25 protein-coding genes are annotated in these 26195 nt (G+C 68.7%); 11 read left to right on the top strand and 14 right to left on the bottom strand.

Annotation, left to right across the window (positions count from 1 at the left end; translation table 11 throughout):
- Nucleotides 1-20: 20 nt before the first annotated feature.
- The 4 genes from ACFPJ1_RS07125 to ACFPJ1_RS07110 all read right to left on the bottom strand — a co-directional run bounded on the left by ACFPJ1_RS07125 (nt 21) and on the right by ACFPJ1_RS07110 (nt 3989).
- Complete coding sequence (locus ACFPJ1_RS07125; protein WP_380102234.1) at nt 21-683, bottom strand: alpha/beta fold hydrolase; 663 nt, start codon at nt 681-683, stop codon at nt 21-23.
- Complete coding sequence (locus ACFPJ1_RS07120) at nt 680-1573, bottom strand: hypothetical protein (RefSeq protein ID WP_380102233.1); 894 nt, start codon at nt 1571-1573, stop codon at nt 680-682. The genes ACFPJ1_RS07125 and ACFPJ1_RS07120 overlap by 4 nt, the downstream gene beginning before the upstream one ends.
- A gap of 59 nt (nt 1574-1632) precedes the next feature.
- Nucleotides 1633-2490 (bottom strand): DUF3152 domain-containing protein, encoded by an 858-nt coding sequence (locus ACFPJ1_RS07115; RefSeq protein WP_380102232.1) that lies wholly within the window; start codon nt 2488-2490, stop codon nt 1633-1635.
- A gap of 305 nt (nt 2491-2795) precedes the next feature.
- On the bottom strand, nt 2796-3989 hold the full coding sequence (locus tag ACFPJ1_RS07110) for an ATP-binding protein (RefSeq protein WP_380102231.1): 1194 nt from the start codon (nt 3987-3989) through the stop codon (nt 2796-2798).
- Nucleotides 3990-4290: 301 nt separating this feature from the next.
- Here ACFPJ1_RS07110 and ACFPJ1_RS07105 point away from each other — a divergent pair, with 301 nt between their 5' ends.
- The gene (locus ACFPJ1_RS07105) at nt 4291-5322 is read left to right on the top strand and encodes a GTP pyrophosphokinase (RefSeq protein WP_380102229.1); all 1032 of its coding nucleotides are present in this window, start codon (nt 4291-4293) and stop codon (nt 5320-5322) included.
- Nucleotides 5323-5356: 34 nt separating this feature from the next.
- Here the strand turns inward: ACFPJ1_RS07105 and ACFPJ1_RS07100 are convergent, their stop codons facing one another.
- A complete protein-coding gene (locus tag ACFPJ1_RS07100; RefSeq protein ID WP_380102227.1) occupies nt 5357-6793 on the bottom strand; it encodes an MFS transporter in 1437 nt (478 codons plus the stop codon).
- A gap of 170 nt (nt 6794-6963) precedes the next feature.
- On the opposite strand from ACFPJ1_RS07100, the gene ACFPJ1_RS07095 reads away from it, so the two are divergent.
- The 3 genes from ACFPJ1_RS07095 (at nt 6964) to ACFPJ1_RS07085 (ending at nt 12397) form a co-directional block, all read left to right on the top strand.
- Nucleotides 6964-8727, top strand: coding sequence for an ABC transporter transmembrane domain-containing protein (locus ACFPJ1_RS07095; RefSeq protein ID WP_380102225.1), 1764 nt, complete (start codon nt 6964-6966; stop codon nt 8725-8727).
- A complete protein-coding gene (locus ACFPJ1_RS07090) occupies nt 8724-10502 on the top strand; it encodes an ABC transporter ATP-binding protein (RefSeq protein ID WP_380102224.1) in 1779 nt (592 codons plus the stop codon). The genes ACFPJ1_RS07095 and ACFPJ1_RS07090 overlap by 4 nt, the downstream gene beginning before the upstream one ends.
- 92 nt (nt 10503-10594) lie before the next feature.
- Nucleotides 10595-12397, top strand: a complete 1803-nt coding sequence (locus ACFPJ1_RS07085; protein ID WP_380102222.1) for a S9 family peptidase — start codon at nt 10595-10597, stop codon at nt 12395-12397.
- Here ACFPJ1_RS07085 and ACFPJ1_RS07080 read toward each other — a convergent pair.
- Nucleotides 12390-13307, bottom strand: coding sequence for a S66 peptidase family protein (locus tag ACFPJ1_RS07080; protein WP_380102221.1), 918 nt, complete (start codon nt 13305-13307; stop codon nt 12390-12392). The genes ACFPJ1_RS07085 and ACFPJ1_RS07080 overlap by 8 nt on opposite strands.
- Before the next feature lie 79 nt (nt 13308-13386).
- Between ACFPJ1_RS07080 and ACFPJ1_RS07075 the strand changes: the two genes are divergently transcribed.
- On the top strand, nt 13387-13671 hold the full coding sequence (locus ACFPJ1_RS07075) for an antibiotic biosynthesis monooxygenase family protein (RefSeq protein ID WP_380102220.1): 285 nt from the start codon (nt 13387-13389) through the stop codon (nt 13669-13671).
- Nucleotides 13672-13683: 12 nt separating this feature from the next.
- Here ACFPJ1_RS07075 and ACFPJ1_RS07070 read toward each other — a convergent pair whose 3' ends face one another.
- The 4 genes from ACFPJ1_RS07070 to ACFPJ1_RS07055 form a co-directional block, all read right to left on the bottom strand.
- Nucleotides 13684-14205, bottom strand: a complete 522-nt coding sequence (locus ACFPJ1_RS07070) for a GrpB family protein (RefSeq protein ID WP_380102219.1) — start codon at nt 14203-14205, stop codon at nt 13684-13686.
- A 108-nt stretch (nt 14206-14313) separates the two neighbouring features.
- Nucleotides 14314-17835, bottom strand: coding sequence for a phosphodiester glycosidase family protein (locus ACFPJ1_RS07065; protein ID WP_380102218.1), 3522 nt, complete (start codon nt 17833-17835; stop codon nt 14314-14316).
- Nucleotides 17836-17983: 148 nt separating this feature from the next.
- Nucleotides 17984-18307 carry a rhodanese-like domain-containing protein gene (locus ACFPJ1_RS07060; RefSeq protein ID WP_241995325.1) on the bottom strand — a complete coding sequence of 108 codons (324 nt, stop codon included), beginning with the start codon at nt 18305-18307 and terminating at the stop codon, nt 17984-17986.
- A gap of 198 nt (nt 18308-18505) precedes the next feature.
- Nucleotides 18506-19363, bottom strand: a complete 858-nt coding sequence (locus ACFPJ1_RS07055) for a DNA-formamidopyrimidine glycosylase family protein (RefSeq protein ID WP_380102217.1) — start codon at nt 19361-19363, stop codon at nt 18506-18508.
- Nucleotides 19364-19441: 78 nt separating this feature from the next.
- Here ACFPJ1_RS07055 and ACFPJ1_RS07050 point away from each other — a divergent pair, with 78 nt between their 5' ends.
- Together ACFPJ1_RS07050 and ACFPJ1_RS07045 are read left to right on the top strand one after the other, a co-directional pair.
- Nucleotides 19442-19978, top strand: coding sequence for a CbrC family protein (locus ACFPJ1_RS07050; RefSeq protein WP_380102216.1), 537 nt, complete (start codon nt 19442-19444; stop codon nt 19976-19978).
- Nucleotides 19979-20090: 112 nt separating this feature from the next.
- Nucleotides 20091-20234 (top strand): hypothetical protein, encoded by a 144-nt coding sequence (locus ACFPJ1_RS07045; RefSeq protein ID WP_380102215.1) that lies wholly within the window; start codon nt 20091-20093, stop codon nt 20232-20234.
- Nucleotides 20235-20292: 58 nt separating this feature from the next.
- Here the strand turns inward: ACFPJ1_RS07045 and ACFPJ1_RS07040 are convergent, their stop codons facing one another.
- The 3 genes from ACFPJ1_RS07040 to ACFPJ1_RS07030 all read right to left on the bottom strand — a co-directional run bounded on the left by ACFPJ1_RS07040 (nt 20293) and on the right by ACFPJ1_RS07030 (nt 22414).
- Nucleotides 20293-21120, bottom strand: a complete 828-nt coding sequence (locus ACFPJ1_RS07040) for a class I SAM-dependent methyltransferase (protein ID WP_380102214.1) — start codon at nt 21118-21120, stop codon at nt 20293-20295.
- Nucleotides 21121-21251: 131 nt separating this feature from the next.
- Complete coding sequence (locus tag ACFPJ1_RS07035) at nt 21252-21887, bottom strand: hypothetical protein (protein ID WP_380102213.1); 636 nt, start codon at nt 21885-21887, stop codon at nt 21252-21254.
- Nucleotides 21884-22414: an RNA polymerase sigma factor gene (locus tag ACFPJ1_RS07030; RefSeq protein ID WP_380102212.1), complete on the bottom strand. Its 531-nt coding sequence runs from the start codon at nt 22412-22414 to the stop codon at nt 21884-21886. Before ACFPJ1_RS07030 ends, ACFPJ1_RS07035 begins: the two co-directional genes overlap by 4 nt.
- Before the next feature lie 142 nt (nt 22415-22556).
- On the opposite strand from ACFPJ1_RS07030, the gene ACFPJ1_RS07025 reads away from it, so the two are divergent.
- Both ACFPJ1_RS07025 and ACFPJ1_RS07020 read left to right on the top strand, forming a co-directional pair.
- Nucleotides 22557-23102: a hypothetical protein gene (locus ACFPJ1_RS07025; protein ID WP_380102211.1), complete on the top strand. Its 546-nt coding sequence runs from the start codon at nt 22557-22559 to the stop codon at nt 23100-23102.
- Complete coding sequence (locus ACFPJ1_RS07020; protein WP_380102209.1) at nt 23099-23608, top strand: hypothetical protein; 510 nt, start codon at nt 23099-23101, stop codon at nt 23606-23608. Before ACFPJ1_RS07025 ends, ACFPJ1_RS07020 begins: the two co-directional genes overlap by 4 nt.
- 48 nt (nt 23609-23656) lie before the next feature.
- Here the strand turns inward: ACFPJ1_RS07020 and ACFPJ1_RS07015 are convergent, their stop codons facing one another.
- Nucleotides 23657-23926 (bottom strand): hypothetical protein, encoded by a 270-nt coding sequence (locus ACFPJ1_RS07015; protein ID WP_380102208.1) that lies wholly within the window; start codon nt 23924-23926, stop codon nt 23657-23659.
- Between the two features lie 83 nt (nt 23927-24009).
- On the opposite strand from ACFPJ1_RS07015, the gene ACFPJ1_RS07010 reads away from it, so the two are divergent.
- Nucleotides 24010-24963: a helix-turn-helix domain-containing protein gene (locus ACFPJ1_RS07010; RefSeq protein WP_380102206.1), complete on the top strand. Its 954-nt coding sequence runs from the start codon at nt 24010-24012 to the stop codon at nt 24961-24963.
- Nucleotides 24963-25481, top strand: coding sequence for a GNAT family N-acetyltransferase (locus ACFPJ1_RS07005; RefSeq protein ID WP_380102205.1), 519 nt, complete (start codon nt 24963-24965; stop codon nt 25479-25481). Before ACFPJ1_RS07010 ends, ACFPJ1_RS07005 begins: the two co-directional genes overlap by 1 nt.
- The last annotated feature ends 714 nt before the right edge of the window (nt 25482-26195 follow it).

Genomic DNA, 26195 nt, shown 5'->3' with positions numbered 1-26195 from the left:
ACCGCATCAACGATACCGCGCTACCCGGCTTTGTATACACCCGTGTACCGGTGGATGAACGCCGCGAGCTCCGGGCCGTTCGTGAGCACGGGCATGTGTGACCCGGTCGGCAGCGTCCAAGACTCGCCGTGGGACAGCTCTGCTACCTCCTGGGTCCACCGCTGCGGGGCGATCCGGTCGTGCCTCGAGCGGACGACCAGTGTCGGTATCTGGACCCGGCGGACAGCCGCGGCGAGGTCGTAGTGCCGCGCGGCCTCCATGGCCCGGGCCATCGACGGGAAGCTCGTCCGGAAGTACTGCCGGCTCAGGGTTGGCACTAGCCGCAGGTCGTCCCAGACAGCCGAGCGGGCCCACCTGGCGGCCAGTGTCGGCCAGCCGGACGCCCGGAGGTCGCCGCTCGGCGCCACGAGCACCAGCGCTTTGGCGAGGCCCGGGTGGGCGAGGGCGGCCGCCACGACGATCTGGCAGCTCGCCGAGTGCCCGACCAGTACTGCGCGCTCCGGTAGCCGTTGCGCCAGCCGCTCGGCCAGTGCCTCGGTGTGGAGGTCGTCGCCACCGTGTGCCTTGCAGCCGTACCCGGGGAGCGTCACTACCTCGTATGGGGCCTCGACGTGCTGCAGGGTGGGCGCGTACGACTCCGGCCCGAGTCCGAGCCCGGGAACCAGGACGACCGGCGTCGTCATTCCCAGGGCGGATGGTCGGGAGCCGCCTTGACCACGGGGTTCGACACCTCCGGCTTGAGCTCGCGGTAGCCGAGGCCGAACCCGACGGCCAGGAGCAGCAGACCGGTACCGCCCCACCCGTACGCCGTGGGCAGCCGGTGCAGGGAGTCGTCGATGGCACCCATGCCGGTGGTGAGCACTATCACCATCCAGATCAGCAGCGGGATCAGCGACAACGCGACCAGGCCGAGTCCGCCGAGCTCGACGGGATCCGGTTGCTGTCCGGCCTTCCGGCGGCTCATCACGTCACGGAGCCACATCACGATGGCCGCGACGCCGACGACGAGGATGAGGAGTTGGCCGATCGTGTCGATGACGTCCGTGCGGAGCGGGTGGTTCAGGGACGAGCCCGGAGCCTGGGAGATCTCCCGCAGGGACACCCGCTGTACCGAGAGCACCAGGAGGCCGTAGACCGCCGCGATGATCGTGGCGAGTAGCAGAACTCGCGCTGCGCGGGGATCACGGGGCGCGGAGTCTCTGCCGTACGACGGGAGTTCGTGCTGCTGGGGGTGCGCCGCAGGGCCGTACGGGTGACCCGGGCGGTAGGTCGGCGGCTGGTTGTACGCGGACTGCGGGTCGCCGTACTGGCCCGGTGCGGGTGCTCCTGGTCCGCCCGGTGCTCCTGGTGCCCCGTACTGGCCGGGTTGGGGTTCGCCGTACGGGCCGGGTTGGCCCTGGTAGGCGCCGGGCTGGGGTGGGGCGACGTACGAGCCGGGCGGGGGCTGGTCGTGGTACGGGCTGGAGCCGTAGGTGTTGCCGCCGTACGGGGCCGGCTTGGCGTAGTGGTCCTGTTCGCCGGACTCGTCGGGGTCGTCGCCCCGGCCGTAGGTGGGGAACTGAGGTGACGACATCGCTGCTCCCTCGGCTCGATCGGACCTTCTCGAGCCTAGGTTCTCACGAGCGGGAGGTACTAGGTGGCCTTGATCGTGGGCCAGGCGTTCGGGAGGCAGCCGCCGAGGCCTTTGGTCTGCTGCATCATCACGGGCGCCGGCGTCTTCGCCTTGGCGCAGGTGGAGTGGCCGTGGCCGAGCGCATGGCCGACCTCGTGGTTGACGAGGTAGCTGCGGTAGAGGTCGACCTTGCCGGAGTACGCGGGGACGGCGTACATCCAGCGCTTGGCGTTGAGCACGACGCGGTCGTCCACGCGGCAGGAGACCTCGCCGCCGGTGTCGAGCGGCAGGCAGAGCTTGTCGGTCAGGGTCGGCGTGGCGACGATGATGCGGAGGTCGACGTCGGCCTTGTCGGTCCGCTCGAAGCTCACCGGGTGGATCGCCTGCCAGCCGCGCGCGTCCGTCAGCGTCTTGTGGATGGTCGCGGCGACGACCGCTCCGTTGAAGGACAGCCCTTCCTCGATCTCGACCCGGTACGTGAGCTTGTCCCGCTCACCGGTCGACTTCGCGAAGCCCGGGACCACCGCCAGCCGCCCGGTCGAGACGAGCACGTTCGGCTTGGACCCCTTGGGCTGCCGGGTCAAGGTAGGTGCCGGGCGCAACGGCGTGGTCAACGTTGCCGTCGGCGTCGGAGCAGGCGTCGGCGTCACCACCGGAGGCAGCGACGGCTCACTCGCCGCGACGTCGCCGCCACTGAACTGAGCGGCCAGACTGTTCTGCTTGGTGGCATCCGGATGCACCACCATCACGACCCCCAGCACAGCCAACGCGCTCACCGAGAACCACTGCGCCTTGTACGACTTCCGCCGGCTATGCCGCCCACCCCGGGAACGACGAGCACGCGCGCTGGCACGCTGCCCATTCCGCCCGGTGGTCATGACGATTCACCCTAGCGACTCCCTGGTAATTCCCGAAAGGCCCCTCCATCGCCGAACCCACCCATGTCTGTGTCAAGCCGTGGGGACGGGCGTGTCCCGGGCGAGTGGAGCGGCGTTCGAAGGCGGGCGCGCGTGCCCGGCAAGAGCTGAGGACGGGTTGCGGCGTACGGACCGACAGGTAGTACTGCGTTCTGTCTGCGCCGCAACCGCATTGCTGCGCGAGGAGGTTGACGTCGACACCGACATCTTCCTGTCGTTGGGTACGTCCGTGCCTAAGGCCGGCCAGCGACGGTGGAGGGCGTGGGTTAGGCGGTGCGGGTGCGGAGGAACTTGCCGAAGTGGGGGACTGTGAAGGCTACGGTGCCTCGTTCGGCGGAGAAGACGAGGCCTTTTTTGATGAGGCCGTCCCGGGCAGGGGAGAGGGACTGGGGTTTGCGGTTGAGGGTGCTGGCGACCTCGGCGGTGGGGACGGAGCCGTCGTCGACGCCGATGCCCAGTTCGGCCATGGCTCGCATGTATTCGCGTTCGGCGGGGGTGGCTCGTTCGTAGCGGGAGCCGAAGAAGCCGACAGTGAGTTCGGCGGAGGCTTCGGGGCCGGCGACTGCGACGTCCTTGATGGTGATGGGGCTGGCTGGGGCGTGGTCCCAGGTGGCATGGGCGAAGGCCTGGACGAAGTACGGGTAGCCGTCGGTCTGGGCGTAGAGCTCGTCGAGGGCTTCCTCGTCGTAGCGGACGTCCTCGGTCTCAGCGGGCACCATGAGAGCTCGGTCACACGCCTCGCGAGCCAGACGGTCCACCCGGATGTAGCGGAACAGGCGCTCGGAGTACGACTTGCTGGCGGACAGTACTGCGGGGAGGTGCGGCAGGCCGGCGCCGACGACGACAAGGGGTGCGCTCTGCTGGGAGATCTCGTGGCAGGCGGCGCAGAGGGCGGAGAGGTCATCCGCGCTGATGTCCTGCATCTCGTCGATGAACACGCCGACCCCGACGGACAGGTCGCCGGCGAGGTCCGCCGCGTCGGCGAAGAGTTCGATCAGGTCCATCTCGAGGTCGCCCGAGTCGGCGCGGCCCTTCGCGGCGACCACGTCGACGGGTGGGTGCCAGCGGATGCCCTTGCGGTCGTTCTGCGCAGTCCGGAGCGCGAAGGCCTTCAGTACTGCGCTGAACTGGTCGACGCGTTCCTCGTCGCGGTGCCGGTGGCCGAGTTCGCGCATCGCGGTGTGCAGCGCCTGGGCGATCGGCAGCCGGATGCTCTGGTCGGGCCGGGCCTCGATCTTGCCGGTGCCCCAAGCGCGCTTGATCGCCTGGCTCCGGAGGGTGTTCAGCAACACGGTCTTGCCGACGCCGCGGAGTCCCGAAAGCACCAGGCTCCGCTCCGGCCTGCCTGCGGCAACGCGCTCGAGGACCACCTCGAACTGCCGCACCTCGATGTCGCGACCAGCCAGCTCAGGCGGGCGCTGACCGGCGCCGGGCGCATAGGGATTCCGGATCGGATCCATGCATTTCACTCTATGAGCGTGTCTAGCGTTTTCCTTAGATTTAGCTAGCCAACCCCATCGCGTGTCGCTGCCCTATCAACTTCTTCCCTTGTCTACCCTTTTCGCTAGAAACCACTAGACAGTGTTAGCACTCGCTAGCAGCGGTCGGTCCGGTGGGGTTCAGGCATCGCGGGCCGGTTGCACTCGGCGGGGTTGGCTCCTGCGGACGGGGTTCGCCCACTGCCCGCCCGATGGGCGAACCCCGCGCCCGGGGGCGAAGTACTCCGACTCGGCGGGTAACTCCGCCCGCTAAAGTCTGCGCATGGGTGGGGTTGAGTTGCGGGAGTGGACGGTGCAGGCCGCGGGGCAGTATGAGCGGACGCATCAGCAGTACGTCGGGGGTGCCCGCAAGCTGGAAGCTCTGATCAACGAGTTGATCGGCGAGGAAGAAGGCATCAACTACCTGAGTGCGACGGCGCGGGCGAAGGAACCCGAGTCGTTCCTGGCGAAAGCGTCGAAACCGCACCCGGACGATCCCAGCAAGCCGAAGTACGACGATCCGCTGAACCAGATCACGGACCTCGTCGCCGCCCGGGTGATCACGTTCCTGGTGGAAGCGGTGGACCGGGTCTGCGAGGTGATCGAGTCGGAGTTCGAGATCGTCGAGCACACCGACATGGGCGCGCACACCCGGGCGCAGGGCGCGTTCGGCTATGCCAGCAAGCACTACCTGGTCCGGCTGAACGCGCACCGCCGCGAGCTTCCGGAGTACGCGGTGCTCAAGAACCTGACGATGGAGATCCAGGTCCGTACCGCGGTCCAGCACGCGTGGGCGGAGTTCGAGCACGACATCCGGTACAAGCTGGACATCCCGCCGGACCGCAAACCCGAATTCGACCGGCGGTTCCTGCTCGCAGCGGCGCTGATGGAACTCGCGGACAACGAGTTCGCCGAGATCGACAAGCTGTACCGCGAACTGGCCGCCGCCGAGCCCGACGCGGCCCCGATGGACCTGACCACGGCGACGCTGACCACCTACCTGACCAGGCGGTACCCCGACGCGCCGCACGCGAAGACGAACCACTACACCTGGATCCTCGGCATCCTCGCGCAACTGGGCGTCACCACCGAGGAGCAGTTGACCGAGCTGCTGCGGGGCATCGACAGCGCGGCCGTGCAGGCGGCGATGACGCACCGCTTCCCGGCCGGGACCGTCCGGCGGCTCGACGACGACCTGCTCGCAGCGCGCGGTTCGGCGTACGTGGAGCTCTTCCCGGAAGAGGAGCGCCGGCAGAAGATCCTCCGCGGCCGCCTCAAGGCCCTAGCCCGCGCCGGCCTCGTCGACCTCCCCTGACGACTACAAAGGTCGACGCCGCTAAGCACAGCGCTCAGGCAGAGACGGTCGCCCTATCGGCCTCCAGGTCGGCGGCCACAGCCTCAGCAGTACTGCGGGCCCAGCGCCCGGTGGTGATCAGCCCGAGCACCAGCACGAGTGCTCCGCAACCGGCGATGATGAACCACCCGAGCCGAGCGGCCGAGACGAACCCGGTCTCGAGTGGTCCAACGAGCTGGGTGGTCAGCACGGTCCCCACGATCGCGACACCCAGCGAAGCGCCGACCTGACGACTGGTCGAGGCGATCGCGGCCGCGACGCCCGCCTGGGAGCGAGGCATGCCCGACACCGCCGCGTTCGTGATCGGCGCGTTCAGCATGCCGAAGCCCAGACCGAAGATCAGGTAGCCGCCGAGCAGCACCGGGGTCGCCGTACTGTCGGTGAGCCGCGAGAGAACCAAACCACTGATGGCCAGCATCGTGCCGGCGACTACCAGGGGAAGCCGTGGTCCGCGATTGCCGACGAGCCAGCCGGACAACGGCGCGAAGATCACCGTCATCGCCGCCATCGGCAACGTCAGCAGCCCGGCGTGCAGCGCCGAAAAGCCCCGAACCTCCTGCAGATAAAGGGAATTCAGGAACAGGAAGCCCGACAGCGCGGCAAATCCGCAGACCGCGATCAGCGTCGCCCCGGAGAACGGCGCACTCCGGAAGAACCGCGGCTCGAGCAACGGCTGCTCCCGTCGCCGCTCGTACAGCACGAGGAAGACGAGCGAGAGCACGACCACCACGAAGCAACCGACGATCAGCGGCGAACCCCACCCAGCGGACCGGCCCTCGATGATCCCGTACGTCAGCCCGACCAGGAACAGCATCACCAGGATCTGCCCGACCGGGTCGATCCGCCGCGCGACGGCGGCCCGGGACTCCGGCACGAACAGCGCGGTGAGCACGAAGGCGACCAGCACCACCGGCACGTTGATCCAGAAGATGTACCGCCAGCCCGCGGTGTCGACCAGGGCGCCGCCGACGACCGGGCCGACCGACAAGCTCAGGCCGACCACGCCGCCCCAGACACCGATCGCCTGGGCGCGTTCGCGCGGGTCGGTGAAGGTGTTGGTGATGATCGACATCGCGACCGGGTTGAGCATCGAGCCGCCGATCGCCTGCAGCATCCGGAACACGATCAGCAGGTCGACGGTCGGCGCGATACCGCAGAGCAGCGAGCCGATCCCGAAGATCACCAGCCCGGCCTGGAAGGTCCGGCGGCGGCCGATCCGGTCCGCGGTGGAACCGGACAGCATCAGCAGGCTGGCAATCACCAGGGTGTAGGCGTCGATCGTCCACTGCAGCTTGGAGACCGAGGCGTCGAGGTCACTGCGGATGGCCGGCAGGGCCAGGTTCACGATGGTCGAGTCGAGCCCGACGATGAACAGGCTCAGGCAGCAGATGCCGAGCACCAGCAACCGCCGCCGCCGGCTCAACTCCCGCACCCCATCCGCCTCCAAATCACCTGTCGACAACCCGTTGAAGACTGTACTACCGGCTGCCCAGGCCACCGCTCGAAACTCGGTTGAGGGCCCTCACCAGGGAGCCTAGGCTTGATCCATTCGCCTGGTCAGGTGTTCAAAACCCCCCCTCCTATGTCTTCTTTTGGGACGTCATGTCGCTGCGCCTCATTCCGTTCGCCGACCCGGGTGTACCAGATACCCGGTCCGGCCTCCGACTCATTCTCTGGCTGGAGCACCAGCAACTGCGCGGGCAAGTCGTCGCGATCGGCTGGGGCCTGCTGTACTTCGGCGGCATCGCGGCCGCCCCGGTCGCGGTCGGTCTCGCCGTCCAGGCTGTGATCGACAAATCCTGGCCGAAGCTCCTGCTGGCCGGCCTCCTGCTGCTCGTGATGGGCGCGGCGAAGGCCGGTTCGGACGCGTTCTTCCACCGTGCCGTGGTGACCAACTGGATCAGTACCGCGTCCCGGATCCAGCAGCTCATCTCCCGCAAGGCCGCCGAGCTCGGTTCGATGCTGACCCGCCGGATAGCCGCGGGTGAGGTGGTCGCCGTGAGCAGCGGCGACGTCGAGAAGATCGGCTGGTTCGTCGAGGTCCTCGGGCGGTTCGCGGCTGCCCTGCTGACCTGCTTCGCAGTCGTCATCGGCCTGCTCTTCTACGAGCCCCTGCTCGGCCTGGTGGTGCTGATCGCGGTACCGATCCTGGCGTTCTCGATCGTGCCGCTGATGGGTCCGGCCGAGCGCCGGGCCGACGTCCAGCGCGCCAAGGGCGGCCGGGCCACCGAGCTCGCCGCGGACACCGTCGCCGGTCTGCGCGTACTGCGGGGCATCGGCGGCGAGCAGCTCTTCCTGGAGCGATACCGCTCGGCCTCGCAGGAGTTCCGGGCCAGCGCGGTCCGCAGCGCGAAGATGTGGTCGCTGATCGCGGCGATCCAGGTGCTGCTGTTCGGATTGTTCCTGGTGCTGATCGTCTGGCTCGGGGTCGGCCTCGTCACCCAAGGCCGGATCAGCGTCGGCGAGCTCGTCACGACGTACGGGTTCATCACCTTCATGCTGGTGCCGCTGCACACGTTCGAGGAGACGGCGAGCGCGTTCATCTTCTCGAAGGTGTCCGCCCGGCGCGCTGCTCGCGTGCTAGCGCTGCAGCGGATGGACGACGCGAAGGGGACGTCAGAGGCACAGGTGCCGACCGGCGACCTGGTCGACCCGCTCTCCGGCCTGGAGGTACCGGCCGGCTCCTTCACGGCAGTGGTCTGCGGCAACCCCGACGCGGGTGGCCTGCTGGCGAACCGCCTGGGCGGGCACAGCCCCGAGGCAGAGGCCGACGACCCGTCTGTACTGCTGGGCGGGATCGCGCTGGACGACCTGCCGCTGGACTCCGCCCGCACGGCCGTTCTCGTGCAGGACAAGGACCCGGTACTCCTGTCGGGCACGGTGCGCGACCTGTTCGACGTACCGGCCAGTGGAGCCGTCCCGGTCGAGGCAGCACTCGAGGCTGCCCAGTGCGCAGACATCCTGGACGTACTGCGCCAGACCCTGCCCGCGGGTGTCACCGATGCCACGCAGGCGGTTCTGACCGAGCGTGGCCGCTCCCTGTCCGGCGGACAGCGCCAGCGGGTGGCTCTTGCCCGTTCGCTGTACGTCGACCCGGCGGTGCTGGTGCTCGACGAGCCCACCAGCGCGGTGGACGCCCACACCGAGGCGCGGATCGCCGACAGCCTGCGGCTCCTGCGGTCCGGGCGGACCACTGTGGTGTTCACATCCAGCCCGTTGGTGCTGGACCGCGCCCAGCAGGTCGTGTTCGTGCCGGACGGCCGGGTGGATGCCGTCGGCACCCATCACGACCTGCTGCACACCAACCCCCGCTACCGCGCGGTGGTCACCCGTGAAGAAGAAGCAACCCTCGAGGAGTCGGCGTGAAGCGCCCGGAGTACGACCCGGCAGCCCCGCAAGAGGCGGCTCGCCTGCCGGTCGCCGGGACCGCCACTGTGCGGGCCTATCTGAAGACGCTGTTCAAGCGGCACCGTCGCGCCTTCGGCTGGCTGACTCTGGTCAACGCGATAGCGGCCCTGAGCGGCATGGTCGGGCCCTGGCTGCTCGGCAACGTCGTGGAGAAGCTGTCGCTCGGGGAGACGGACGTCGACCTTCCCTACGTCGTGCTCGGCTTCCTCTGTGCTCTCGTGGTGCAGACGGTGTTCGTCCGGCTCACCCGCCTTCGCGGCGCGGTGATGGGCGAGGAAATGCTTGCCGACCTGCGGGAGGACTTCCTGGTCCGCGCCGTCGCGCTGCCGCCGGGTGTACTGGAGCGCGCCGGCACAGGTGACCTGCTGTCCCGGATCACCACCGACGTGGACCGGCTCTCGCACGCCATGCGGGACGCCGTACCGCAGTTGACCATCGCGGTGATCTGGGCCGCGCTGCTGATCGGCGCATTGATCGTCACAGCGCCGGAGTTGGCCGTCGCGATCGTGATCGCCGCGCCGATCCTGATCATCGGCGGCCGCTGGTACTTCCGCCGCGCGCCCTCGGCGTACCGGTCCGAGGCCGCGGGCTATGCGGCGGTGGCTTCGGCGCTGGCCGAGACCGTCGACGCCGGCCGGACCGTCGAGGCGCACCGCCTCGGCAACCGCCGGATCAAGCTCGGTGACACCCGGATCGGCCAATGGGTCGCCTGGGAGCGGTACACGCTCTACCTGCGGATGGTCCTGTTCCCGGTCATCAACATGACCCACACGGTCTCCCTGGCCGCGGTGCTGGTGATCGGCGGCGGTCTCGCGATCGAGGGCTGGATCACCGTGGGCGCGCTCACCACCGGCGCCCTCTACATCCAGATGCTGGTCGAGCCGGTCAACATGATGATCCGCTGGTACGACGAACTGCAGGTGGCCCAGGTCTCCCTGGCCCGGCTCGTCGGCGTGCGGGAGATCGAGGCCGAAGCGGCCGGCAAGCAGGACGAGCCGGAAGGGCGGACCGTACTCGCGGACGAGGTGCGCTTCGGGTACCTCGAAGGCCGCGACGTGCTCCACGGCGTCACCTTGACGGTGGAGCCGGGAGCCAGGGTCGCGCTCGTAGGCCCTTCTGGAGCGGGGAAATCGACGCTCGGCCGGCTGCTGGCGGGCATCTACTCGCCGAGGGTGGGCGACATCACCCTGGGCGGTGCCGCCCTGGACAAGATGTCGGCCGAGCAGGTGCGCAGCCACGTGGCGCTGGTGAACCAGGAGCACCACGTGTTCGTCGGCAGCGTCCGCGACAACCTGCGGCTGGCTCGGCCGGCAGCAGCGGACGCGGAGCTGTGGACGGCTCTTCGTGCGGTCGACGCGCATGCTTGGGTGGCCGGGTTCGAGCACGGCCTCGACACTGAGGTCGGCTCGGGCGGGGTCTCGCTGACCCCTGCGCAGGCCCAGCAGGTTGCCCTGGCCCGGCTGGTCCTGGCCGACCCGCACACGCTGGTCCTCGACGAGGCGACCTCGCTGATGGACCCGCGAGCGGCTCGTCACCTGGAGAGGTCCCTGGCCGGCGTGCTGGAGGGCAGGACGGTCGTGGCGATCGCGCACCGGCTGCACACCGCGCACGACGCGGACGTGATCGCCGTGGTCGAGGACGGCCGCATCGTCGAGCTCGGCGGCCACGACGAGCTGGTGGATGCCGAGGGCCCCTACGCGGCGCTCTGGCACTCCTGGCACGGCGAGCGCTAGAAGAGCCCGCTAGACGAACAGTAGGAGAAGAAGGGAGGGGCAGCCTTGGCCGCCCCTCCCTTGCTTTGTTCCCGCATGTGAGACTGAGCGCCGTGCTGAAAACGCTGCTCTCACTGCCGACCGTGATGGCCTTCGACGTCGACAGCGAAGGGCGGTTGCTCGTCGGGTACGACGGGAGCGGGATCCGGCAGATCCACGAGGTCGAGCCGGACGGGCAGTGGCGGGCGTTGACGGCGCTCGACGACACCGTCCGGGCGGCGCGGTTCGTCCCGGACAGCAGCAAGGTGGTCGTCGAGCACGACAGCGGCGGTGACGAACGCGGCCAGCTGTCGATCCTAAACCTGGAAGACCGCAGCGGGCCCGACGGTCTGCCCGGACTGACCCCGCTGGTGCACGACCCGGAGTACTTCCACCACTTGGCGGACGCGACGCCGACCCGGATCCTCTTCCTCACCAACCGGCGAAACAACGTCGACTTCGACCTGATCGCACGGGACCTGGAGACCGGTGCCGAGACCGTGCTGTACGACGGCGGCGGCTACGTGGCCTCGGTGCACGCGTCGCCGGACGAGCGCCTAGTGGTGATCATTCTCGCCGGCGGCCCGGGGAACTCCACCCAACTGCTGCTGGTCGACGTGACCACCCGCGCGGTCACGGAGCTCACGGCGTACGACGCTCCGAACTATCAGGACGGGCCTTCCTGGCTGCCGGACTCATCCGCCTTCGTCGTCGCGAGCGATGCCGGGCGGGACCGGATGGCGCTGCGGCGGTACGACCTCGGCACGGCGACCTGGACGGATCTCCTGGTCGACGACGAGCACGATCTGGCCGGCTGGGTCTGCCCGGACGGCGAGCACCTGCTGATCGGGACCACCGACGACGGTGGGGTATCGATGGCCCTGCACAAACTGGCGGATGCCTCACTGGTCGCGCCGCTCGACCTGCCCACCGGTGGTTGCGCCGCCCGCTTGATGATGGCGCCGGATCCGTTGTGGTCACCGGACGGCACCTTCGCGCTGCTCAACCACAGCTCGCCTGTCGAACCACTGTCGGTGTTCCGCTACCACCGGGAGACCGGCGAGGTCGTCGCGATCCACGTGCCCGACATGCCCGTACTGCCGGAGGGTCTGGCGCATCCAGAGAGCCACCGGGTCACCTCGTTCGACGACGAGCGGGTGCCGGTCTTCGTGTACCGCCCGGCCGACGGGGGTGACGGGTCAGCCGTGGTGCTAGTGCACGGAGGTCCCGAGGGGGCGTCCTTGCGGATCTGGAATCCCCTCATCCCGGCGCTCGCGGCCCAGGGCCACACGGTCGTCGTACCGAACGTGCGTGGCTCGGCTGCCTTCGGCAAGCGTTGGTACTCCCTGGACGACAAGCACCTGCGGCTCGACTCGGTGAAGGACCTCGGCGCGATCCACAAGTGGTTGCCGTCCATCGGCGTCGACCCCGGCCGTACTGCGCTCTGGGGCGGCTCGTACGGCGGGTACATGGTGCTCGCCGGTCTCGCTTTCCAGTCGGACCTCTGGGCGGCAGGTGTCGACATCGTCGGGATCGCCTCGCTGGTGACGTTCCTGGAGAACACCTCGGAGTACCGGAAGGTGGCCAGGGAACGCGAGTACGGCGTACTGGCCGAGGACCGGGACTTCCTCGAGCAGGCCAGTCCGCTCAACCGGGTGGACGACATCCGCGCGCCGTTGTTCGTCATCCACGGTGCGAACGACCCGCGGGTGCCGTTGTCCGAGGCCGAGCAGATCGCCAAGGCGCTCGAGAAGCGGGGTGTGCCGTGTCAGCTGCTGGTCTACCCGGACGAAGGCCACGGGCTCGCGAAGCGGGTGAACCGCCTCGACGCCTACCCGCAGGCCTTCGCGTTCCTTCGCGTACACCTGGCTAACTGAGCGGTTCCAGCAGTGGGGTGAGGGTGGCGTCGTTCGCGTCCAGGCGGACCGGCAGGCCGAGCGGGATCGCCAGGTTGAGGTCCTCGTGCCCGATCGCGGCACCCTCGACCATCGGCAGGCCGAGCGGTTCGAGCCGCTCGCGGACGACGTGCGCCACCAGGCCCTGGTCGTCCGACTCGCTGAAGTCGCCGATCACCAACCCGGTGACCTGGTCGAACCACCCGGCCCTGAGCAGTTGGGTGAGCAGCCGATCAACCCGGTATCCGTCCTCGCTCACGTCCTCCATCACGACGATGCCGTCCGGCTGGGCGAAGGTCGGAGTACCGAGGCTGGCGGCCAGGAGCGCGAGGTTGCCACCGAGCAAGCGGCCTTCCGCAGTACCGGGGATGACGGTCCGCGCGCCGGCGGGGTCGAGCAGGTCCTTGACCGAGCCCGGCTCGAACAGCAGGTCCCGGAGCCGGTCGTGGGATGCGGGCACTTGCAGCTGACCGACAGACGCGGCCATCGGGCTGTGGATCGTGACGAGGCCGCGAGCGTTGAAGACCTCGTGCAGCGCGGTGAGGTCGCTGAACCCGACGAGGATCTTGTCGATCGGCGCGAGCTCGTCCAGGTCGAGGTGCTGCAGGGTCCGCTGTACGCCGTACCCGCCACGACCGGCGAACACCGCCTTGTACTGCGGATCCAGCCAGGCGGCCCGGAAGTCGGCGGCCCGGGCTTTGTCGTCACCAGCCAGGTACGGCAGCTCGTCGTGCTTCGCCAGCGCGGACGGCATCAGCTCGACCTCGAGCCCCCACGCCCGCAAGTACTCCGACCCGTCCGCCAACCGCTCAGCCGACAACGGCCCAGCCGGCGCCACCACAGCCACCCGATCCCCGCGCTCGAGCCGCCGCGGTCTCCTCACCTCAGTCATGCCGCAGACGCTACTTCACCCGTCCCACCAGCCGGGCTGGCGGAGTACGCGGTACGGATGGCGTGAAAGAGTGGCCGGCATGGTGCTCGAGGTTGCGTTGATCGATGTCACGGCCGGTCGGGAAGACGCCTTCGCGGCGGCGTACCAGGAGGCTCGGCAGCAGATCGAGCAGGCTGAGGGCAGCCGCAGCATCCGGATGACCCGGGGCATCGAGACGCCGACGAGGTTCGTGCTGATGGTCGAGTGGGACTCGGTCGAGGCGCACAACGCGTTCCGCGCGAGTGACGCCTTCGGTGTCTGGCGCGGCCTGATCGGCCCTCACTTCGCCAACCCGCCGCACGTCGAGCACTTCACCGACATCTGATCTCTGCCAGGCTCAGCGGTCTTCGAGCTGCTGCAGAACTCGCTTGATGAACGGGGCCTTGCCTGCGCGGTAGGCCGGGCGATCCTCGTCATCCGCAGCGGCCAGTTCGCGTTTGATCCGGGCGTATTCGTCCCGGTCGGCAGGCGTGGTCCGTAGGTGATCGCGGAAGGCGAGCCAGGTCTGCCAGCCCGCGGAGTTCTCCTCGACGATGTGCAGGTGGTGTGACCGCCGCTCGATGATCGGGAAGCACAGCGACCATTTACGCGCTTCGGCATCCCCTGGTTCCGGGGCTGTGATCCAGCCGAGTGCGGCCAACTCGTCGAACGCGGCCGGGACTTTGTCGTAGTCGGCGACCACCGCCGCCATGTCGATGATCGCCTTCGCCGGCAGACCCGGTACCGCAGTACTGCCGATGTGCTCAATAGGGCGGACCAGCCAGTCGCGCAGTACCGGCTCCACCAGGTCGCGCTGCTTCTCGAACGACATTGGCCAGCGGGCGTCGTACTCGACGATTGCGATCCGGTCCAGGCGCATGACGCCTATGGTCGCGGACCGCCGGCACTCACCAAACCCCGACCCGGGAGGGCGGGCACGCTCGGCGGCTTGGCGGCCGAGGGTTGGTGAGTGCCGGCGGTTCGCTGCTTACCAGTCGACCTTCACGGTGGCGCTCTTGCTGACGCCGTTGACCGTCACGCCGAGCTGCACCGAGCCCGGGCGGATGCCCGTCAGCTGGCCCGTCGCCGGGTCATAGGCCGCGACCGCCCAGAACGGCGCGGTGCGGGCCGGACCGATGTGCAGCAGGCTCGAGCCCCACCAGTCCGCCGACACAGGGAACGACACCGGCACCCGCCGGTACTCCTGTACGACGGTCGCCGCGGCCGAGGCACTCGTACCCCGGCGGAGCGAGGTGGGCGCCGCGAGCTCGAGCGAGTCGACGTGCGGCCGGAGCTCGACCTGGAACCACGACCGCTCGGGAGCGGACCAGTGCCGCTCGCCGGCGGCGGCCTCGCGCGCCGACGGGTCGATCCCGACCAGCGCCCAGCCGGTGAACCCGCCGGCGTCAGGTGCGGCGGCCGGGCCCTTGCCCGAGTTGCCCGTCAGCGGCAGCAGGACGCCGTCGGTACGAGTCGCCGCGAAGGTGCCCGCGTGAGCTGCCATGTACGCCGCACCCTTGCCCGTGGACGCGCGGAAGTCCGCGAGCCACCGGACCAGCAGGTCGGCCTCCTTGCGATCACCGAGCTGCGAGTTCTGCGTCGGCGACGGATCGTCGATCGGGTGGTGCGCCATCACCACGACGTTGCGGATCTTCGGGTTCCGCGCCGCGTCGTCCAGCTGCTTGCGCAGGTCGAGGATCTGGTCGAAGCCACCCGCCCGGAGCGACCCGAGCGACGAGTCCCGCAGGACGAACCGGGTGCCCTTGTGGTCGAAGGTGCTGGTCGGCTCGCCGAAGACCTTCTTCCACTCGGACAGGTCACCCGGCCCGTAGCTCTCGTGGTTGCCCGGCACGTAGTGCACCGGCACCTTGCCGGCGACCTCCTCGTCGATGATCTTCTTCGCCAGTGCGATGTCGTTGGCGAAGCCGCGGTCGACGAAGTCGCCGTTGATCACCAGGAACTCGGGCTCCTGCGCCAGCGCCTCGCGGATCGTCCGCCGCGCCTGCTTCACGAAGTCGGACTCGGGGTCGTCGGCGGTGAACTGCGCGTCCGACATCACCGCGAACTTCCACCGGCCACCACCCGTGGCGGTGCCATCCGTCACCACCATCGGGTCGACCACCTTGGCCGGCGGCGTCACCGTTACCGGCGGCGCGCCCCGCACGGTCAGGTCGTCGATGACGATGCGGCCGGAGTACTGCCGAGTCGGCACCGTCTCCACCACGTAGATCCGCCAGAACCTCAACGGCATCGTGAGCCCCGGCGGGATGTCCGCCTCGACGTACTTCCAGCCGGTCCAGTCCACCGCCGACGCGAGGTTCAGTGTCTGCGCAGCACCACCGGCGGCGTCGTACGCGTTGGCCCGCAGCCAGGCGCCCTTGCCATCGCCATACACCCAGGCGCCGAGCTTCTGCGGCTGACCGGGCAGCGTCTGCTGCGGAGTCTGCGACAGGTACGCCGCCCGGGTGGCGGTGCTCCCCGTCAGCGAGTAGTCCAGCGCGATCGCCTGCCCGCCGTCGTGCCCCTCCGCGGCCGACCGGGATGCCGTCGCGGCACCCACCGGTACTGCGTTCGCCTGCCAGCGGGTGGTGTCGTCGACTTCGTCGACCACCTCGCTGCTCAAGCCGGCGGTGACACTGAGCTGGGTGGTGAGGTCTCCCACCTTCGCGGTGACCACGGTGGACACCGCGTCCGTGCCGATCGCGCTCACGTCGAACCCATTGCCCTTGGCAACAACCTTGACGAGCGCCGGGTCGAAGGTGAGCTTGACGTCCCGCGGTTCCACCCAGGTGGAGAAGCCGTCGGCGTCGAACCCGTTGACCGTGAAGAAGCCCTTCGCCGTTGCGTCGGGCAACGACACCTGCTTGCTCGAGGGCGCCAGCCGAACCGGCGTACCGAGCACCGTCATCGGGAAGCGGCCGCGTGCGGATCCCTTGGCAGCCGTCACGATGACGTCACCCGCGCGGCGACCGGTGACGATCCCCTGGCTGGTGACCTTGGCGTTGCTGCCGACCGACCAGTTCGGCGTACCGGGGGCCGGGGCGTACGTCTCGTCGTGGCCGCGAGCGGCGAGGACGCGGCTGAGGCCGGTGAAGACCCGCGAGCTGCGGGTGATGTCGGTGTCGGCGAGTTCGGTCGCGGTGCCGGTGGCCTCGATCCGGAAGCCCTTAAGATTGCCGGATCCCTTGACCGGAAGGAGTCCCAGGCCGTTCGGGGTCAGCCGCTCTGAACCGTCGGAGGGCTTGTTCACAACCTCCGGGGTGGCTTCGCCAGGCGAGCGCTTCAGCATCGTCGAGGAGCCGCCGCCGTCCAGGTTGAGCACGTCATCGGAGCCCAGGTCCAGCATCAGCCGGGCCAGCTCCTTCTCGGTCAGGCCGCGGGAGTCGACCATCCGGCCGTCCACCGTGAGCAGCACCATCCGGCGGCCGTCGGCGGAGAAGCCGATCGCGGTCCGCGGGTGCAGGGCGGTGTCGTCGACGTTCAGGACCTGGCCGTCGCGGGCCAGCTGGATGTTGCCACTGAGACCGACGGCGACATCCGCCGCGTCGGCACGCGGGCCGTACTTCACCTCGACCCTCTCGCCCGGCTCGAACGCCGTGAGCGCGGTCGCTCCGGCCTCGCGGCCGATCAGCGCGAGCTCGTTCGCGGCCAGCGGGGTGGTCGCGGGCGTGGTCGCCGAGGAGACCACGACACCGTCGCGGAGGATAACCTCGCGAACCGTCGGCAGGCCGTCGACCGTGCGGGTCCGGGCCGCCTCACCCCACTGCGGGGTGTAGAGACCGATGCCACCGCTGTTGACCGAGGGCGAGTTCAGGTTGGTCAGGTCGACCTTGCTCGCGTCGTCGTCGGTCGCAGTGCCCTCGAGGAACACCTGGGCGATCCGGCCGAGGCCGTTCTTGTCGATGACCGCAGTGTCGTTGTGGCCGGCGGCCGGGCCGTTGACGAACCGGCCGGCGCCACCGTCGGCGTCCCGCTCGATCCCGATACCCAGCGGTGCGCCGGTGTCGTTGATGTCGAAGAAGTCGCCGTTCACGCCGGCGATCGCACCCTTGCGCGCGACCTGCTGGCTGAGCACCTCGCGGCCGGAGACAGTACCGGGGTTCAGGTAGTCGACGGTCACACCACCCGCGTCGAGGTCCGCGACCAGGATGTCGCCGCGTAACCAGCCGCGGGCGTCGAGCCGGTCGAAGCTGGTGTAGCTCACGCCAGGCGCGACCGGGGTGTCCTCCCGCCTGGTGATGATTCCTTCGCCGGGCGGGGCGATGGCGACGTCGGGGATATCCGAGGCCGCGGACGAGCCGCGATGGGCCTCGACCGCCGTGGTCTGCCGGAGCTGGTCGGGCGAGGGCTGGGCGGCCGCGGCAGGGTTCACCGCGGCGGTAGCCAGCAGGCCGCCGAGCACGAGGCTCACTGCCGCTGTCCGGCGGCGCGGCTTGGTCCCTGTGGCTGGCGTACGGGCTGGCGTCTCGGGTGGTTCCGGGCGGAAGGCGGGCGGGGCAGGCGTGGACACGGGGCCTCCTGGGCTGGGCGGACGCGGCCATCCGACGCCGTGGGACCTACCGCCGTGTGAGGCGCAGGTGTACGCCGGTCAACCGACCGGTGACAAAGTAACGTCCCCAGCGACCAACCGGAAGCTTTCTGTCATGAACCCGCCGGGATCAGTCGACGGCGACGGGGCGGCCCGCGACCTGCCAGGCGTGCATGCCGCCGTCCAGGTTGATCGCGTCGCGCCCCTCAGAGGCGAGGTACTGGGTCGCCATCGACGACCGGCCGCCGACCGCGCACACGCAGAGCACCTTCTGCCCGAGCGGTACTTCGCCGACCCGTTCCTGCAACTGGCCGAGCGGGATGTGGACGGCGCTCTCGATGTGACCACGAGCCCACTCGTCGGGTTCGCGCACGTCGAGCACGAACGCCTCGCCCAGCAGGTCGTCATCGACATCGGCAACCACGACGGCAGGAATCTCCGGAGTCTGGAACATGCCTCAGATCATCGCAGCCCCACCCAATTTCCGCTCTCGGGGCCGGGTGGAATGCGGCTGCCCGAGTGCTGGATCGAGCGTTGACAGTCGCGGGCCCGGACGCAGAAGGTCGAGGCAGGACTCGCCGGCCGGAGAGGCTCGTGACGAACTTCGGGCGTACTGCGGGGCGTCGCTCGGCCTCTCTGTCACACCGGCTGACTACTTGAGCAGCTTGGAGAGGCGGCGGTCGGCGAGTGGCTTGCCGCCTGTCTGGCAGGTCGCGCAGTACTGCAGGGACGAGTCCGCGAAGCTCACCTCGCGGACGATGTCGCCGCAGACCGGGCACTTCAGACCCTTGCGGCCGTGCACCCGCATCCCACTCTTCTTCTCCGACTTCAGATCCTGTACCTCGAGGCCGGACGACCTGGTGACCGCGTCGCGGAGCGTCTCCTGCATCGCGTCGTACAACTGCTGGAGCTCGTCGGGGGTCAGGTTCGAGGCCGGCTTGAAAGGGCTCATCTTCGCGACGTGCAGGATCTCGTCGGAGTACGCGTTCCCGATGCCGGCGATCACCGACTGGTTCCGAAGTACGCCCTTCAGCTGGACCCGGCCCTCCCGCTTCAGGATGTCGCCGAAGTCCTCGAGGGACAGGCTGAACGGATCAGGCCCGAGCCGCGCGATCCCGGGAACCTCCGCGGGGTCGCGCACGACGTACACGGCGAGCTTCTTCTGCGTGCCCGCCTCGGTCAGGTCGAACCCTGACCCGTCGTCCAGCACCACCCGCAGCGCGATCGGCCCCTTGCCCGGTCGGACCAGCCCGGTTGACTGCTCCTCCCGCCACCGCAACCATCCGGCCCGCGCCAGGTGGATCACCAGGTGGATCCCCTGCGCCGAGATGTCCAGGAACTTCCCGTGCCGCTGCACGTCGTCGATCAGCAACCCCACCAGCGACGAGATCGGCGGGTCATACGTCTTCAGCGCGCTGATCGCGGTGATGTCCGCGCGCACGAAAGCCCGCTCAACGGCACGCTCCCGCAGGAACCCCGCCAACGACTCAACCTCCGGCAGCTCAGGCACCCACCCATTGTGCCCACAACCCGAGGACATGCCCCGGAATAGTTGCGATCCGTCACTGTCTGCAGCAGGCTCAGCCGCGTGAGCGAGCTGCCGACGTTCCGCTACCACCCGGCCCCGCTGGCGACCGGCGAGATAATCCCGAGCGAGAACAGCTGCCGCTGTTGCGGCGAGCAGCGGGGCTACTTGTACGGCGGTCCGGTCTACTGCGTTGAACCGGTGCGGGGGGAGATCTGCCCCTGGTGCGTGGCTGACGGATCCGCGGCGGCGCGGTACGACGCACACTTCACCGACACCATTCGCGCGCCCACCGAAGTACCGGAACCGGTCCTCACCGAACTTCTCACCAGGACTCCGGGGTTCACGGCCTGGCAGCAGCACTACTGGCTCTACCACTGCGCCGACGCCGCAGCGTTCCTCGGCCGCGTCGGTTATCCAGAGTTGGAAGCCGTGCCGGAGGCACTGGAGATGGTGTTGCACGAGAACGACGAGTTCCACTGGTCTGCCGAGCAGAGCGAACGCTACGTCCGTTCGCTGGATCCGGACGGCGACGCGACCGGGTACCTCTTCCGCTGCCTGCACTGCGGACGCCACCTGGCCTACACCGACATGTCCTGAACCGGTCCAGGGTCTCGGGCCGCCGGGCACTGGGGCACGGACAGGGGGATCACCTATGGGGAATGGTTGTGGGTACCGCTACCTTCGTAGGAAGTAGAGAAGGAGGCCCCCGATGGGTTTCGTGAAGACACTGGTCAAGGGCGCTGTCGTCGCCAAGCTGGTGCAGGTCTTGCAGCGCGAAATGAGCAAGCCGGAGAACCAGCGCAAGGCCAAGGAGATGTTCCAGAAGGTCCAGCAGCGCCGGAACGCGCACTAAGCCTCCACACTCGGCCGCACCCGCGTACGTCGTACGGGGTGCGGCTTGTGCTGGGTGGTCAGCGGCGGCGGGCCTGGAGGGTGTAGCTGGCAGGCAGGCGCTCGGGGTGCTCGGTGAGGCGCCACTCGCCTGATTCGGGGTCCAGGGTCATGTAGCCCGGGAGTGCTTCCCAGGGGACGCTGTCATGCTCCTCGAACGCGGTGATTTCCATGCCCGCGTTCATCAGCGCGTTCATGATCTCCGCGATGCCGTGGTTCCACTCGTGCGTGACGTTGTGCTGGAACTCGACGTCTGTCGCGACATACGTGCCGCCCTCGTCCCAGACCATCGGTTCCTCGGTCTCGAAGTACGGATAACCGAGGGTGATCAGACCCGGATGCTTCGAGCCTTCCAGCGCCCAGAGCATCGGATGACCCTCGCGGATGAAGAGGCGGCCGCCCGGCTTGAGCAGCCCGGCGACCGTGTTCGCCCAGCGCTCGATGCTCGGCAGCCAGCCGATTGCCCCGATCCCCGTGAACACCAGGTCGTACGACGCGGCGCCCAGCACCTCGACGGCGTCGTACACGTCTGCCTGGTGGAAGTCGACCTCGAGCCCGAGCCGGTCGGCGAATCCCTGCGCCTGCTCGATCGCCGGCGTCGAGAAGTCCAGCCCGCTCATCCGTGCTCCCAGCCGCGCGAGCGAGACCGTGTCCGTGCCGATGTGGCACTGCAGGTGGACACCGCGCAGTCCGGAGATGTCCCCGAGTCGCGGTACGTCGAAGCGCACCACACCGCTGAGGAAAGCCGGGTCTTCCACGAACCGCTCGAGCATGTAGTCGGGCGACGCGGCATGCGCCGGAACCCGCTCGTCCCAGCTCGCCCGATTCAGCACGCGATAGTCATCCACGAAGCGACTCTGACACACACCGGCCAACACTGCGCGCGGATTTCCTCGAGCTGTGGATCAGGACTTTCGCCCGGAGCATCTACCTTTTCAACGCCAGAGGGTCACCCTCCGATCCGACCGAAGATCACCGGCTAGTGGCCCGAGAGTTTGCGGTTGAGGGAGAACAGACGGCCGAGGACCGGCATCAGGACAATGTTGAGGCCGTGCAGCACCCCGATGATCAGCAGGATGCCGCCGAGTCGGGCGGCTTCGAACGTCACTTGAGCCGGCAGTACGCGCAGTCCCCAGGTCGGCCGCGGCTCGAAGTTGACGGTGAACAGGATGTACGCCGTGAAGATCAGGTAGTACACGATGTCGGTCAGCACGATGTAGCTCTTGCCGGTCTGCGGGTTGTCGTGGAAGACGTCCGCCGCATAGGCCCGGCCGAAGCGTTTGATGAACGGCCCGAGCCAGAGCGCGAGTCCGATCAGCAGGCCCGTGGTGATCAGCTCGAGAACCCACCAGTCCATCAGCAGATGTCCGTTCTTCGTCGGAGTGAGTAACAATACGATTGCTGTGAGCAACAAAAGACCGGCGACCGCCGCCAGTACCCCGCGCCGGTTCCGCCGCCGACGGATCCGGTCGTCCGCGATGCTTCCGAGCACCCGGTCGAACAGATCAGGCGAGGTACTGCGGGGTTGTCCCGGCCCGAGTGCCTCGAGCAGTCGGCGCTCCACCGGTGTCGGGTCGCTGGACGGCAGGTCGCCGGCGGGCGGATGTGTTGTCATCGGGGTTCCTCCAGTTCCGCCTTGAGCGACCTCAGGCCGCGTTGCAAGTGGGTCTTCACCGAGTTCGGGGACAGACCGAGGGTCGCCGCGATCTCCGCGACGGGCAGCTCGACGTAGTACCGCAGGACGACGCAGTCGCGTTGCCGCCGCGGCAGACCGCGCAACGCCTCGATCACCTCGCGGCGGCTCTCCCCATCGGCCACGTGGTCCTCGGCGGAGCGGTCGTCCACCTCGGCGGGTGGCCGGTGCCGCAGGGAGACCAGACCACGCCGGTTGTGGTCGCGGGCCAGGTTGATCACGATCGAGCGCAGGTACGCCGCGGCCCGGTCCGGGTCGTTGATCCGGTGCTGGTTGCGGGCCAGCCGCAGGAATGCTTCCTGCACCAGGTCCTCAGCGGCCGTTCGGTCGTCGACGAACCACCGGGCGAGCTGGACCAGCCGTGCGCCCTCGGCCTGGAACAGCGCGACGACCAGCGCGTCGGCGTCCCGCCGTACGCCGGCGCCGGACAGTTCCGCAGCAGCATCCATAGCCCCCATCACCTTGACGGACGAGCGAAATTGCCAGCCGGGTGACAGCGCCGAGATCTTCTTTTCCCTGTCACCCAGGCAGCGTCCAGGCCCGTCTGTTGCAGTGATCCTTGCACCCAGCATGGACCCGATTGGGGGAGTCATGACAGGAACGAAGCTTGCCGCCGCGGGAACAGCGATCCTCTTGAGCACGGCCATCTTCGCGCCGGCCACAGCCGACGCCCATACCGACCGTGGCGCAACCCAAGTGGTGAGTGCTCACGGCAATCTCCGCGATCTCCAGCTCGGTGCGGCCGGACCCTTCGACCACGCCAGAGCCACGCTCGTGATGGTCCAGCACCGCGGCCGCAGTCTGGTGGTCTTCCAGGTCCGCGGAATCGACCGATCGGTGGCCGGCCGGGACTTCGGCGCTCACCTTCACGTGGGGCCTTGTGTGACCGGCGACGGCGCCGCGGCCGGGCCGCACTACAACGCGGACGCTGTGGCCGGGAACATCCCACCGCGGGTCGATGCGACCACGGAGGTATGGCTCGACTTCACGGCAACCCGGGCCGGGACCGGGTTTGCGCTCACCCAGGTGGCGTTCGCGCCGCTGCCGGGCCGGCGGGCGATCGTGATCCACCAGGAACCCACTGATCCGCAGGGCGCCGCCGGTCCACGGCTCGCCTGTCTGCCGGTGGAATGGTGAGCATCCCGCGGGCTACCGGCGCAGGCTTCGCGCTCGGGCTGATGTGGGGAACTGCTGCTCGGGTGTGGATGCGGCTGATCTCCACCGATCCCGAGTTCAGCTGGAGCGGGACGGGCATGATCCTCGGCTCGACTGCCGTCTGCGGTGCGGCGCTCGGATTCCTGTACGGCGCCCGCCGGGCCGGTCGGTCCCGCTGGTGGCGGCTGCTCGGACTGTGCTGGTTGTTCGTCTTCGCAGGCCCGGGGATGGTCTTCCTGCCCGCGTTCCTGTTGGGCGGACTGCTTCATCTCCGGCAGATCTGGTGGAAGGTGATCGGTGCCGCGGCGGTCGCCTGCGGAGTACTCCTGCTGTGGATTCTCAATCAGCAGGAGCCGGCATCGGTCAACCCCGCAACGATGTACGGCGGTTTCCTCCTGCTGTCGGTGGCTCTGACTGCGGGGGCAGCCGAGCTCTACCTTCCCCGCCCAGCACGCCACCGAGAGCCTGCGGAAGCGCTCGCAAAGTAGCCGAAGGCCGGCGGAAGGTGGTTCTTCCGCCGGCTTCAAAGGGGTGGATCAGGCCGCGTGGCGGCCGTGGTGCTGGAGGATACGGGCCCGGCGGATGGTGACGACGCTGCCGGAAGTGGTTGCGGGCTTGTGGGAGAAGGGCTCGGCTGCGCCACCAAGGGCGAGCAGGTCGAGCTTGGACCTGGCGAGATCGCGATCGTCGGCAACCCAGGCGCCTTCGGGCCCGTGTCCGAGCCCGGTTGCGTGCTTCCTGTTGCTGCTTTCGAGGGCCGCGATCACGACCAGCGCGAGTACTGCGAGGACGATGATTCCGGTCATGGCAGTAACTATGCTACAAACTAGATCCCGCCACAATTGGCACTATTGACATCCTTCCACAAATTCCTGCCATACTGGTTCGCATGTTGCGGAAGATCGCTGTCGTCCTGATGGAGGACGTCGCCGTGTTCGAGTTCGGGGTGCTGTCGGAGGTGTTCGGCATCGACCGGACCGACGACGGTGTGCCGCCGTTCGACTTCAAGGTGTGTTCGACCCGCCCGGGTGAGCCGCTGCGAACCAGCAGCCACTCCGCGGTGATCGCGCCGTACGGGCTGGAGGAACTGGAGGACGCCGACCTGGTCGCGCTGCCGGCCACCACCTGGCGCGGCGAGTACGACGAACGCATCCTCTCGGCGCTCCGCAAGGCCTCCGAGCGCGGCGCGATCCTGCTGACGGTCTGCTCGGGCGCCTTCGTACTGGGTGCCGCCGGGCTCCTCGACGGGCGCTCTTGCGCGACCCACTGGCGCTACGCGGACAAGTTCCGCGAGCAGTTCCCCTTGGCCCGGCTGGACGCGGACGTGCTCTTCGTCGACGACGGCAACATCATCACCAGCGCCGGCACCGCCGCGGGCATCGACGCCTGCCTGCACCTCGTACGCCGGGAACTCGGCAGCGCCGTGGCGACGCGGATCGCCCGCCGGATGGTGGTTCCGCCGCAGCGCGACGGCGGCCAGCGGCAGTACGTCGAGGTGCCCGTGCCCGAGTCGTCCGGCGAGAGCCTGCAGCCGGTGCTCGACTGGATGGTCGGCAACCTCACCGTCGAGCACACCGTCCCGGACCTCGCCCGGCGCGCGCGGATGTCGGACCGCACCTTCGCCCGCCGCTTCGTCGCCGAGACAGGCACGACCCCGTTGAAGTGGGTGACCACCCAGCGAGTCCTGCACGCCAGAACCCTGCTGGAGCAGACGAGACTCGGCATCGAACAGATCGCCTCCGAGGCCGGCTTCGGCACCGCGGCCCTGCTCCGCCACCACTTCCGCCGAGTAGTCGGCGTCCCACCCCAGGACTACCGCCGAACCTTCCAAACCACCAGCTGATGGGATCTGAGGACTACCGCGAACTGATGGGATCCAAGGACAAAAGCTTGGCGGCCGAGCCTTCCGCGCCACCCGAGCTCCAGGCCGCCGGGCGTGACGACCTCAGCTACCGGTTCGCAGTACCGGCCGACGCGGATGCTGTGATGACCTTCTGGGCGACAGCGGCCGAAGACTCACACCGCCCACCGGACTCGCCAGAAGCCGTCCTGCGCCTGATCGCGCGGGACCCGTCGGCGTTGATCCTCGCTGTCGACGACGGGGCGATCGTCGGCTCGATCATCGTCGGCTGGGACGGCTGGCGCTGCCACCTCTACCGCCTGGCTGTCGCGCCCACCCACCGCCGCCGCGGCATCGCCCGAACCCTCGTCTCCCTCGCCGAGACCCGGTTCACCACCTACGGCGGCACCCGAGCCGACGCCATGGTTCTCGACGACAACACCGACGCCCACCCGACCTGGAGCGCCGCCGGCTACACCCCGCAACCCAACTGGACCCGCTGGGTGAAATCGTTAGCCTGACGCGACAGCTTTCTGGGTTTTGGGAAGCCCTGACTTCCCTTCTATTGTTGGCCGATCATGGCTTCCCATGCCTACGTCGACGAGTCTTCCCGGAGTGGCTATCTGCTCTGTGCGGTGGTGATCCTGCCTGCCGACGTGACCGCGATCCGCCGTACTCTGCGCACCCTTTGCAAGCCGGGTCAGCGCAGAGTGCACATGAAGCACGAGAGTGACGGGCGTCGGCGGGAAATCCTGAGCGCCGTCTCACAGCTCGAATGCCCAGACGCTCGTCTACCGTGCTGCGCTCAACGGACGGTCGGAGCGCCGGGCGCGGGACGAGTGCTTCAGGACGATGGTGCCGGACCTGCTGGAGAAGTTCGCTGTGGGCCGGATGGTTGTCGAGTCCTGCGGCCAGGATCATCAGGACAACCAGGTGATCCGTGAGGCATTGAGCGGCCGCCCGGCCGAACAGCGGTTGACCTATCTTCACTCGGCTCCGGCGAGTGAACCGCTGCTGTGGTTGCCGGACATCATGGCGTGGTCGGGAGGGGTGGGGACTGGAAGCGGCGCTGTGGGCGAGGACTGCTCGACGTCCGTGATGTCGGCCCGTAGACACGCGAAACCCGGGCGACCGACCGTCCGGACGGCTCCCGGGTTCACTTCCCTCGGCTATTGCCTGGGCTGTGCCAAGCGTACACATCCTTGACCACGATCTGCTACCTCGATGGGCCCTCC

This window comes from Kribbella qitaiheensis (genome assembly GCF_042657745.1).
GTDB classification, from domain to species: domain Bacteria; phylum Actinomycetota; class Actinomycetes; order Propionibacteriales; family Kribbellaceae; genus Kribbella; species Kribbella qitaiheensis.
The sequence above is the reverse complement of the archived record's forward strand: the minus strand, read 5'-3'. Positions and strand labels throughout refer to the sequence as shown.

Bases quoted from the DNA above. Each gene is read 5' to 3' on its own strand.
- ACFPJ1_RS07015 (WP_380102208.1), bottom strand. From the start codon at position 23,926: ATGACCGGAATCATCGTCCTCGCAGTACTCGCGCTGGTCGTGATCGCG.
- ACFPJ1_RS07105 (WP_380102229.1), top strand. From the start codon at position 4,291: ATGGGTGGGGTTGAGTTGCGGGAGTGGACGGTGCAGGCCGCGGGGCAG.
- ACFPJ1_RS07060 (WP_241995325.1), bottom strand. From the start codon at position 18,307: ATGTTCCAGACTCCGGAGATTCCTGCCGTCGTGGTTGCCGATGTCGAT.
- ACFPJ1_RS07025 (WP_380102211.1), top strand. From the start codon at position 22,557: ATGACAGGAACGAAGCTTGCCGCCGCGGGAACAGCGATCCTCTTGAGC.
- ACFPJ1_RS07120 (WP_380102233.1), bottom strand. From the start codon at position 1,573: ATGTCGTCACCTCAGTTCCCCACCTACGGCCGGGGCGACGACCCCGAC.
- ACFPJ1_RS07095 (WP_380102225.1), top strand. From the start codon at position 6,964: ATGTCGCTGCGCCTCATTCCGTTCGCCGACCCGGGTGTACCAGATACC.
- ACFPJ1_RS07115 (WP_380102232.1), bottom strand. From the start codon at position 2,490: ATGACCACCGGGCGGAATGGGCAGCGTGCCAGCGCGCGTGCTCGTCGT.
- ACFPJ1_RS07005 (WP_380102205.1), top strand. From the start codon at position 24,963: ATGGGATCTGAGGACTACCGCGAACTGATGGGATCCAAGGACAAAAGC.
- ACFPJ1_RS07010 (WP_380102206.1), top strand. From the start codon at position 24,010: ATGTTGCGGAAGATCGCTGTCGTCCTGATGGAGGACGTCGCCGTGTTC.
- ACFPJ1_RS07035 (WP_380102213.1), bottom strand. From the start codon at position 21,887: ATGACAACACATCCGCCCGCCGGCGACCTGCCGTCCAGCGACCCGACA.
- ACFPJ1_RS07080 (WP_380102221.1), bottom strand. From the start codon at position 13,307: ATGACTGAGGTGAGGAGACCGCGGCGGCTCGAGCGCGGGGATCGGGTG.
- ACFPJ1_RS07110 (WP_380102231.1), bottom strand. From the start codon at position 3,989: ATGGATCCGATCCGGAATCCCTATGCGCCCGGCGCCGGTCAGCGCCCG.
- ACFPJ1_RS07070 (WP_380102219.1), bottom strand. From the start codon at position 14,205: ATGCGCCTGGACCGGATCGCAATCGTCGAGTACGACGCCCGCTGGCCA.
- ACFPJ1_RS07030 (WP_380102212.1), bottom strand. From the start codon at position 22,414: ATGGATGCTGCTGCGGAACTGTCCGGCGCCGGCGTACGGCGGGACGCC.
- ACFPJ1_RS07045 (WP_380102215.1), top strand. From the start codon at position 20,091: ATGGGTTTCGTGAAGACACTGGTCAAGGGCGCTGTCGTCGCCAAGCTG.
- ACFPJ1_RS07125 (WP_380102234.1), bottom strand. From the start codon at position 683: ATGACGACGCCGGTCGTCCTGGTTCCCGGGCTCGGACTCGGGCCGGAG.
- ACFPJ1_RS07075 (WP_380102220.1), top strand. From the start codon at position 13,387: ATGGTGCTCGAGGTTGCGTTGATCGATGTCACGGCCGGTCGGGAAGAC.